The following is a 10,325-nucleotide window of genomic DNA, read 5'->3' on the forward strand; positions in this document are numbered from 1 at the left end:
GGGTCCAGTCGATAGAGATAAATTCCCCTGGGAGCCTTTTGGATTCCTCAGCAGCCACACGGAACACCTGAATCGCCCGCTGTACCTCTCCCCTGGCGTATTTCCAGGGTTTACCCGACTCACGGCATAAAATACCCGTAAAATTTTCGATTTTTGATTCGATTTCCTCTGCTATGCTGTTCAAAATCCTGCTTTTTACAAATGAAGGCAGGTTTTTCATGGCTTCCCGGGCAGATTGGGCTTTAAGGATGGCCTCCTCCAGAATTTGAGGGGAAGCGAGCCAGGCAATCCCGACAGTTTTGCCATCGTAGGGATTAAAAATGGTAACAGGATTATCGCTTTGGATAAAACTGCCACCGGCATAAATTTCAAATTGATTGATCATAACGTCAGAACCACGAATCTAATTGAATTTCAAAATAAAAGACATGTCAACAACCCATCGGGTTGCACTGCAAAATAAGTAAAAAAGGCTCCATATTCAAATCTTTGTATCATCTTTTATACCCACCCCCCGGCCCCCTCCCTGCGAGCAGGGAGGGGGGGAGGGCTAATTATACTTTTTGAGAAACAGATAGTATTTTTTCTTCACAAACAATAACTATTGATTCGCCTAATCCTATTGCCCATTTTTTAAACATCCTGATTTTATATATATTTTTCGAAAAATTAAATTAGCGAACTCCCCCTCTGCTTGCAGGGAGGGGGCCGGGGGGTGGGTACGATGAAAACGCAAACAGGATTATATGGAAAACTACATAAAAAAAAGGGCTGTGAAACCACAGCCCTTTTATCTTCCTGAATTAACAGTTTTATTCTATAATAACTTTCTGGGTAGAAATACCCTGAGCAGTTTCAATCTGGATGAAGTAGACACCAGCTTGCCATCCGGTTGTATTTAGAGTGTAAACGCTGGTACCGGCGTTATTCTGCTGAACAAGCTGTCCGACGTAGTTGAATACGCTGATCTGCCTGATTGCATTGTTAGCCTGAACGCTTACAAAGTCATTGGCCGGGTTGGGGAATACCACGAACTGAGCTTCGGAAGAAGGCTCGTTGATTCCTGTCGGTGAGGTATTAACGCAAACATCGTCGATCATGAAGATGAAAGCATCGGTGGATACGCACTGGATAGCGACGTAAACTGTCTGGTTGTCATAATCGGAAAGATCCCAGATCTGCTGTTCCCATGCTTCAACCGGAGCTTCGAGAACTGCGGCGTTGAGGATGGTGAAATCTGCGGGTTCCATTCCTGTTGTTGATACGGCGACATTGTATTTCTCGAGACCATAGGCATCGGTATAGGATTTAACCCAGAACACGAATTCCGAATTATTACCCAGTTCGATCTGCGGAGAAATGAACCAGTCATCATTCCAGGGTGACTCAACGCTTGCGAAGCAGGCACCGAATTTATCACCGGTATGCGGCTGAATTTCAGGTTCTGTCATCGCCGGGGTAACCATGGAAGGTACGAAATTGATAAAAGCCATGGGTTCATTCTGTCCCGGGAAAGTATAATCGGTAATGCTGTATGTCGGTAATCCGTCAACATCGAGAGCTGTCCAGTCGCCGAAATCAAGTGTGAAATCCGGGAGGTTTTCGAAGTCGATGCAATACGAAGTAACTGATCCACCGGTAACGTCAAGAACGACGGGCACTTCGATTTCCGGATGTTCCGGGTCGTTGCTCTGAACCCAGAGGCTGGCCTGGTATCCGCCAACATCAAGACCTGCGGAATTGATGGTCAGTGTAACATCTGTTGATGCTCCGGCAGCCACGGTTCCGAAATTAGGATCAACGGTGAGCCAGTTGGCGATGGCGGTACCTGTGAGGGTAGCCTGGATATGCCAGTTCTTCGGGATTCCCGGAGAGATATGTCCCCAACCCACACCAGTTTTAATGTAATCGCCCAATGGGTTGGCCGGACCTTCGTCGGTACCGATCGGATGAGTAAGGGTTGTCTGGTTAACATAAATGGAAACCCAGATATCCTGACCATCGATGAGAACGGGGTCATTGAGGGTAATGGTGTTCCAGTCGGCGAGCAGCAATGGAGTAAAAGTTTGTTCATAGAGCAGCGGGCCACTAACTAAAGTTGATCCCATGCCATAGATTTTCACTTTAAATTCGTCAGCCGGATCCGGATCGCCGATCCAAACCCTAACTTCAGAAAGTTCCATACCTGCGTACTGAGCGATAGCGGATGACGGGAACATAGCAGCAGCTTCCCAGTCGCCGGGGGCGGTAAGGCCCACGGTGCTACCTACCTGTGAATCATCGTCGTAGTGGAGAACAACATCATCGGCCGGAGCCAGGGTATTATTGGCATTGTGAATAACGCCGGCTTCGAAGGGGATGTTGAATTTGCTCCTGAGCGGTTTGTTAACAAGCGGAGTACGGTCTGTGCCAAGGTCATAAACGATGGCCAGGTCGTAAACCAGTTCAGCGCCGCCGATATTTTCGATGGTCATGATTTCGTCAACCGACTGTCCTTGCTCCAGCTGAACGGAGAACTGATCGGGGAAGATCATGATCTGCGGGTCGGTAGAGCCGCCAAGTTGCAGATAGCAAAGGTCATCGAAGTAATACATAGGAACATCGCTGCCTTGTGCGCCTGCGAAGAAGTCAACACCGCCGAGGGTAGCAGCACCTGCACCACCGCTGGCCTGTGTAGCCCAGGGCCAGGTGTGTACCATAGTACCGTCGACATACATCTCAGCTACATCGGCATCGATATCGATATGAGTAACCACTTCAAACCAAGTATCCTGGGAATAGGTAAAATTGATATCTTCTCCGTTAGCATTCAGGAGGGCGGTACCATCGGCATTGAAGTAAACTTCAACGGCCCATTCTATACCGGGTGCTTCATAATGCTGGAAGTTGAAATATCCTGCAAAACCTGAAGGGACATACATGAACCAGTTGACTTCATAGACGCCGGATGATTTGTCACCAAGCAGGAGGATAAGATCGGTAGCGCCGCCGGTTTCGTCAACCAGGACGGAGTTGGATCCACTGTATGCCTGAGCGTCGCTGATCATGCCATCTTCACCGGTTCCGGGAGCGCCGCTCCATGTATCCCACCAGGTAGGATTCTGTTCGGCGATGTAACCGCCAACGGTGTAGGTTTCAAAATCGTCGCAATAAAGCGGTTCGAAGATCTGGGCATATTCGAAATCATCGAAATAATACTTGGGTACATCGCTTCCCTGCGCACCGGCAAAGAAGTCGATACCGCCAAGTTGTGCAGCGCCGGCGCCACCGCCGGACTGGGTTGCCCAGGGCCACTCGTGGATCATGGTACCATCGAGATAGATCTTGGCGATGTCGCCATCAATATCTATGTAATTCTCAACAAGGAACCAGGTATCCGGAGTGTATGTGAAGCTGATATCGTCTCCGTTGGCCAGGAGGTTACCTGTACCGTCGGCGTTAAAATAAACTTCAACTGCCCATTCGATCCCGGGGGCTTGATAATGCTGGAAATTGTAATAACCAGCAAAACCTGCGGGAACGAACATTTGCCAGGAGACCTCATAAACCCCGGCTGTTTTGTCTCCCAGGAGGGAGATAAGGTCGGTAGCGCCACCGGTTTCATCAACCAGGACGGAATTGGAGGGGCTGAAAGCCTCATCATCGGAAATCAGACCATCTTCACCTGTTCCGGGGGCTCCGCTCCAGGTATCCCACCAGGTGGGGTTTTCCTGGGCAATAAACTGCCCGGCTGTATAGGAATCGAAATCATCCTGGTAAAGGGTCTGAATGGTCTGGGCTTGAGTCATCAAACCCACAAACGCAAAGACTACCAGTAATAGGAAAGTTTTTTTCATAACTGAAAAATTTTGGTTAGTAACTAAGTTATCCTTGCAAAGATAAAAAAATATAAATCAAATAAAAACCGTATATACGTTTAATTTTTATGATATTTAATACAGTCCGATAGTATTAAGCATTACATTTGCCTCTTTGCCTTAAGATGAAATTGCATGGTTATGCCGCTGAACAGCAAAGCTTTAGCATGGATTATTTTGCTTTCTCTGGTCCTGGTTTGGGGCAGTTCCTTTATCCTTATCAAAAGAGGTCTTGAGATATTTTCTTTTCAGGAAGTAGGAGCTTTGCGTATCAGTATAGCTTTTTTGTTCCTGCTTCCGTTTGCGGCCAGCAGATTTAGGTATTTGAACCGGAAAAATACATTATATCTTATCCTGGTGGGTATCATCGGGAATGGATTACCAGCTTTTCTTTTCGCCAGGGCACAAACGGGAATCGACTCCAACCTCGCGGGCATCCTGAATTCACTAACGCCCTTGTTCACTCTTTTGATATCGGTCTTCTTTTTCCGGTTCAAGACCGGATGGTTAAATGTGGCCGGGATCTTTATTGCCCTGGCCGGTGCAGTAGGGCTGACCGGTATCAGCGGAGGGCACAATCTGACATTCAACGTGCAGTATGCGGTATATATTCTTATCGCGACCATGTGTTATGCTACCAGTGTCAACCTGATCAAATTTAAGTTAAGCAAAGAAGACGTGATCACCATTACCTCTTTCAGTTTTTTCTTCACGGGGATACCGGTGATGATCTACCTCTTTGCAGGGACACCTTTCCTGGAGCAGGTTTCCGGAAATCCCAGGTTTTTGTCAGGATTGGGTTATATCGCCATTCTGGGCATAGCCGGGACGGCACTGGCCATGTTTGCCTTCAACCGCCTGGTAAAGATCACCACTCCGGTCTTTGCCTCTTCGGTTACCTATATGATTCCGATCATGGCCGTTATTTGGGGCATCCTCGACGGAGAAAAGTTTGAAGCGCAGTATATCCTGTGGATAGCGTTGATCCTGGGTGGGGTTTACCTTGTCAACCGGAAATTCAAAACAAAAAATACGTGAAATACTTTTTGAATTGATTTTTTTTTCTATCTTTGCACCTCCAAAATTGTAAGCTCAGGTAATATAAATTGTATATGTTCGCAATTGTAGATATAGCAGGACAACAGTTCAAGGTCAGCAAAGACCAGGAAATCTTTGTCCACCGGTTGGAAGGTAACGAAGGCGACAAGGTCGAATTCGATGGAGTCCTTCTGATAGATAATGACGGAAAGGTTGTGGTAGGAACGCCCGTGATCCAGGGAGCCCAGGTCCAGGTAAAAATACTTGAGCACCTGAAGGCCGATAAGGTTTTGGTATTTAAGAAAAAACGCAGGAAGGGTTACCAGAAGCTCAACGGACACCGTCAGTACATGACAAGGATCCTCATCGAGGATATTCTTGAGCAGGGCGGCAAAAAGAAGAAGGAATCAAAACCGGCAGCCAGGAAACCCAAGGCTGAGGTAGTAGCAGAACCGGCAGTAAGCGAGGAGACCGGAGAAAACACACAATCATAGTATAAAATATTTAAATTCATAAGCCATGGCACATAAAAAAGGTGCAGGAAGTTCAAATAACGGCCGTGAATCGGAAAGCAAACGACTGGGCGTTAAAATTTACGGAGGCCAGTTTGCCAAAGCAGGAAACATCATTGTAAGGCAGAGGGGCACCAAACACCATCCCGGACTGAATGTAGGAATTGGAAAAGACCATACCCTGTATGCCGAGGTTGATGGAACGGTTGAATTCAGGAAGAAAAGCGACGATAAGTCATTTGTGAATATCGTACCGCTGAGCACGGAAAACGAAGCCTAAGCCAGGCAGAAAATATAATAATGAAGGAAATCCCGGCACAGTCCGGGATTTTTTTATTTTTGCACTCTACCTCCAATAATATTTAACATGCTGGAAATTAACGTTATCAGGGAAAACAAGGAAGAAGTCATCCGGCGTTTAGCCGTCAAGAACTATAAGGCAGAGGAGATCATAGGCCGCATTCTGGATCTGGACACCCGTCGCCGGGAGACACAAAAGAAGAATGATGATATCCTTGCCGAATCGAACAGGATTTCAAAAGAGATAGGGATATTATTCAAGTCGGGCAAAGCCGAAGAAGCAGCGAGGATGAAGGAGCAGACGACTGACCTTAAGAAGAAGGGACAGGAGTTGGGAGAGCTACTCAGCAAGCTGATAACGGAAATGGAAGACCTGTTGATGCAGGTTCCCAACATGCCGCACCCTGGTGTTCCGGGCGGCCGCAGTGCGGAAGACAATGAGAAAGTCTTCCAGGAGGGTGAAGAGATACAGCTTGACGATCGTGCCGTACCACATTGGGATCTTATTTCCCGATACAACATCATCGACTTTGAGTTGGGCAATAAGGTCACCGGTGCCGGTTTTCCTTTTTACCGTGGCAAGGGGGCAAGGATACAGAGAGCCCTGATCAACTTCTTCCTGGATGAAGCCATTAAAGCTGGTTATACGGAATACCAGCCACCCTTGATGGTAAACGAAGACTCGGCTTTCGGCACCGGGCAGCTTCCCGACAAAGACGGGCAAATGTATAGCGTGCCGGAAGACAAGCTGTTTCTCATACCAACAGCAGAAGTACCCATTACCAATATTTACCGCAATATGATCCTCCAGGAAGACGAGCTTCCTGTTAAAAACGCTGCTTACTCCAGTTGTTTCCGGAGGGAAGCAGGATCCTGGGGCAAAGAAGTAAGAGGATTGAACCGATTGCATCAATTCGACAAGGTGGAGATTGTCAGGATAGAACATCCTTCCAGATCCTATGAAGCTTTGGAAGAGATGCGGGAGTATGTTGCAGGACTACTCAGGAAGCTTGATCTGCCTTTCCGTATCCTGAAGCTTTGTGGCGGGGACCTAAGCTTTACCTCGGCTCTTACCTATGATTTTGAGGTATGGTCGGCGGCCCAGAAACGCTGGCTGGAGGTAAGCAGTGTATCGAATTTCGAGACTTTCCAGTCGAACCGGATGAAGCTCCGCATAAAAGACAAAAACGGCAAGACTTTTCTGGCGCATACCCTAAATGGCAGCGCTTTGGCCTTACCAAGGATTTTAGCAGCCCTCCTGGAAAACAATCAGACCCCCGGCGGCGTTATCATTCCTGAAATACTCAGGTCGTATACCGGGTTTGATAGGATAGGATAACCAAATGAAAAACAATAATACTGTTGTATCGACATTGTACCTTTTCATCCTATGGCTGGTGATACTGGTCATGACACCTCTCTTTTCGCCGGCTCAGATTCAGATACAACGCTCACAACCTTCGCAGAATGCAAGGCAGATTGATGAAGACGAGCGGCTTGCTTCGGAATATTACCGCAACAAGGAATACGACAAAGCCGCGGAGCTATATGAAAAGCTTTACCGGAAAAACCCTACTCACTACTACTACACCTTTTACCTCTATTGTCTTCTGCAGCTGGAAGATTACTCCGAAGCGGTAAAACTCACCGACAAACAGATCAAACGTTACCCGGGGCAACTGAAATTTCTGGTAGACAAGGGATATGTTTACACACAAATGGGTGATACCCGTAATGCCGATAAAACCTTCAACGAAGCACTTGAGCAGCTTCCGGCCAACCAGGCGCTGATCAGTGAATTAGCTAACTCCTTTTACCTGCGGGGACAAATGGATAAAGCCATTGCTGCATACAAACACGGAAGAGAGCTGCTAAAGGGTGCATATGGCTTCCATATTGAGCTGGCGAATCTATATAAACTTGGGGGCAATTACAACGAAATGACGGACGAGTTGCTGGATGAGGCGGGAGAAAACCCGTCATCTCTCACCCGCATTCAGAACCAGCTTCAAAGCATGATGTACGATGATGAAGAAGGGACATTCACCGATTATCTCTGGACATCGCTCCTGAGGAGGAGCCAGAAAGACCCTGATAATATTGAATATTCCGAACTACTTATGTGGTTGTCGATACAGCAGCGTGATTTTGGGTTTGCCCTGGTGCAGGCAAAATCGATTGACAGGAGGTACAATGAAGACGGGAGCCGGGTTTTTGACCTGGGGAGGATATGTCTGAACAACAAGGATTATGTCACTGCATCGGAGGCATTTTCCTATGTGATGTCGAAAGGAAAAGACAATCTCTACTATCTACCGGGCCTTATCGGCTTGCTGAAGTCGAAGTACCTTAAGGTCACCAATGGATTGGGTTACGATGAGCAGGAATTGCTCATCCTGGAAAAAGACTACGAAGAGGCCATGGCCACCTTTGGCAAATACCCGGAGACCATTGAACTGATGAAGGATCTGGCACATATCAGGGCGTTTTATCTAGGAAAGCTTAATGAAGCAGTTCAGACCTTGCAGGAAGCCATTGTTATTCCCGGAGCACCTCCGGTGCAGGTTGCCGAATGCAAGACAGAGTTGGGAGATATTTATTTGTTCATGGGTGAGGTTTGGGAAGCCACGCTTTTATATTCACAGGTAGAAAAAGCTTTTAAGAACGATCCTGTTGGTCATGAAGCCCGTTTGAAGAATGCAAAGCTTACCTTTTACATCGGTGAGTTTGAATGGGCCAAGGCCCAGCTGGATGTGCTGAAAGCCGCCACTTCCAAGCTGATTGCCAATGATGCCATGCAGCTTTCGCTGCTAATCGGCGATAACAAAGACGCCGACAGCTCCACGATTGGGTTGACATACTATGCCCGTGCCGACCTGCTGTTGTATCAGAATAAGCCGGACCTCGCGCTGCAGACCCTGGATTCCATTTATCAGGTCAATCTCTTCCATCCTCTTTTCGACGATATCCTGATGAAGAAAGCGGAGATCATGATGAGTAAAGGAGAATATAATCAGGCGGACAGCCTCCTGGATCATCTGGTGAAAAATTTCGGATATGACATCCTGGCTGATGATGCCCTGTACAAGAGAGCCAGGCTGCAGGAAGAACATTTCGGTAATAAGGCGCTGGCGATGGAACTTTATCAGCAAATACTGCTGAATTACCCGGGCAGCCTCTTCACAGTGGAAGCAAGAAGAAAATACCGTGAGCTACGCGGTGATGATATTTAATCCGGAAAACACCATGATCCGGCCCAAAAAATCCCTTGGTCAGCATTTCCTTCACGATGAGAACATCGCCCGTAAGATCATTGCGGCTATTCCCGAAGAACCGCATCATATTGTTGAGGTTGGGCCGGGGACAGGGATGCTTACGAAGTATATCCTGAGAAACCGCCATTGGGATTCCTGGTTCATAGAAACCGACGCAGAAGCGGTTGAGTACCTGCGCAATATGTTCCCCGATTTCTCGGGCAAGATCATATACGATGATTTTCTGAAAACCAACCTTAATCAGTATGTTCAGGTGCCGTTTCAGATTGTCGGCAACTTCCCATACAACATATCCAGTCAGATATTTTTCAGGATACTGGATTACAAAGACAGGGTAAGGTCGGTGATATGCATGCTTCAGAAGGAGGTGGCACAACGGATTGCAGCACCGCATGGGAACAAAACCTATGGTATACTCAGTGTGTTGCTGCAGACATACTACACAACGGAATATCTATTCACGGTGCCGGAGCAGGTATTCACGCCGCCACCCAAGGTCAAATCGGGAGTGATGCGCCTGACACGTATTGAAAGACCTGTATTGCCTGTGAATGAAGCAGGATATCTGACCTTTGTCAAAACCGCCTTTAACCAGCGAAGGAAAACACTTCGCAACGCGCTGAAGCCTTTGGGAAAAGATCTTTCCGTTATTCCTCCGCATATCCTGGATAAAAGAGCAGAACAACTGGAGGTGGAGGAGTTTATCAGATATAGCAACGAGATATTTAACACCCAATAAATTAGTAATTGACAGTTTTATCCCGATGAAAATCGGGATGACAGTTGACAATTGACAATTGAATTTGGAAATTGCCTGTTTTAAATGTGCAATGAGATATTGTCGAATGTCAGACAATGTGGGTTAGGAGATGTGCTTTGATCTTTGCTTTTTCGGATCTAACGGATCAGAGATTATCTGCTGTATCCAGTTTTTCCTCCATTCTGGATTTCATTTTTTCGCGCATTTCAGGGCTCATGTGGCTGATGAACTTCCGTTTCCAGTAGTCGTGACTACCCTTATCGTTTGAATGTTTATGAAAACCTGAGAAAAGAATCTTCGACAGTAGAAGTATTCCGGCCGATTGCCAGTAAGTGATTTGTGGTCCGTTGAAAAGCTCTGGTACCAGCCAGTTCCAGAGTAGCATGATGATCCATACCACCAGAGCGGCGATAGCGATTCCAAAAACGATGAACCTTCCGATAAAAAAAACCTTGTTCCTTTTCATTTTACTGATTTTTAAGTTGTTGATACAATAATTTCAGATGTTTGCGCAGGAATAGCACCGCATAGCGTTTTCGGGAGAGAAGAGTATTGATCGGTTCGCTGGTCAGTTCCGACATCA

General features: G+C 46.9%; 9 protein-coding genes. 6 read left to right on the top strand and 3 right to left on the bottom strand.

The features are described from left to right. The coding region (locus tag KKA81_05660; protein ID MBU2650401.1) for an aldehyde dehydrogenase family protein at positions 1-385 on the bottom strand (385 nt) is incomplete at its 3' end. A gap of 427 nt (positions 386-812) precedes the next feature. Further along, positions 813-3,836 (bottom strand): choice-of-anchor J domain-containing protein, encoded by a 3,024-nt coding sequence (locus KKA81_05665; protein MBU2650402.1) that lies wholly within the window; start codon positions 3,834-3,836, stop codon positions 813-815. A 162-nt stretch (positions 3,837-3,998) separates the two neighbouring features. Here KKA81_05665 and KKA81_05670 point away from each other — a divergent pair, with 162 nt between their 5' ends. From KKA81_05670 to rsmA, 6 genes are all read left to right on the top strand, one after another. After that, positions 3,999-4,895, top strand: coding sequence for a DMT family transporter (locus tag KKA81_05670; protein ID MBU2650403.1), 897 nt, complete (start codon positions 3,999-4,001; stop codon positions 4,893-4,895). A 74-nt stretch (positions 4,896-4,969) separates the two neighbouring features. Continuing rightward, positions 4,970-5,389: a 50S ribosomal protein L21 gene (gene rplU, locus KKA81_05675; protein ID MBU2650404.1), complete on the top strand. Its 420-nt coding sequence runs from the start codon at positions 4,970-4,972 to the stop codon at positions 5,387-5,389. A gap of 25 nt (positions 5,390-5,414) precedes the next feature. Further along, positions 5,415-5,687 (top strand): 50S ribosomal protein L27, encoded by a 273-nt coding sequence (gene rpmA, locus KKA81_05680; protein MBU2650405.1) that lies wholly within the window; start codon positions 5,415-5,417, stop codon positions 5,685-5,687. 87 nt (positions 5,688-5,774) lie between these two features. Next, positions 5,775-7,046 (top strand): serine--tRNA ligase, encoded by a 1,272-nt coding sequence (serS, locus tag KKA81_05685; GenBank protein MBU2650406.1) that lies wholly within the window; start codon positions 5,775-5,777, stop codon positions 7,044-7,046. Positions 7,047-7,050: 4 nt separating this feature from the next. Beyond that, complete coding sequence (locus KKA81_05690) at positions 7,051-8,940, top strand: tetratricopeptide repeat protein (protein ID MBU2650407.1); 1,890 nt, start codon at positions 7,051-7,053, stop codon at positions 8,938-8,940. Further along, positions 8,930-9,721 carry a 16S rRNA (adenine(1518)-N(6)/adenine(1519)-N(6))-dimethyltransferase RsmA gene (rsmA, locus tag KKA81_05695; protein MBU2650408.1) on the top strand — a complete coding sequence of 264 codons (792 nt, stop codon included), beginning with the start codon at positions 8,930-8,932 and terminating at the stop codon, positions 9,719-9,721. Before KKA81_05690 ends, rsmA begins: the two co-directional genes overlap by 11 nt. 166 nt (positions 9,722-9,887) lie before the next feature. Here rsmA and KKA81_05700 read toward each other — a convergent pair whose 3' ends face one another. After that, positions 9,888-10,208 carry a hypothetical protein gene (locus KKA81_05700; protein MBU2650409.1) on the bottom strand — a complete coding sequence of 107 codons (321 nt, stop codon included), beginning with the start codon at positions 10,206-10,208 and terminating at the stop codon, positions 9,888-9,890. Positions 10,209-10,325: the final 117 nt, after the last annotated feature.

Source organism: Bacteroidota bacterium, from assembly GCA_018831055.1.
In the GTDB taxonomy this organism is placed as follows: domain Bacteria; phylum Bacteroidota; class Bacteroidia; order Bacteroidales; family B18-G4; genus M55B132.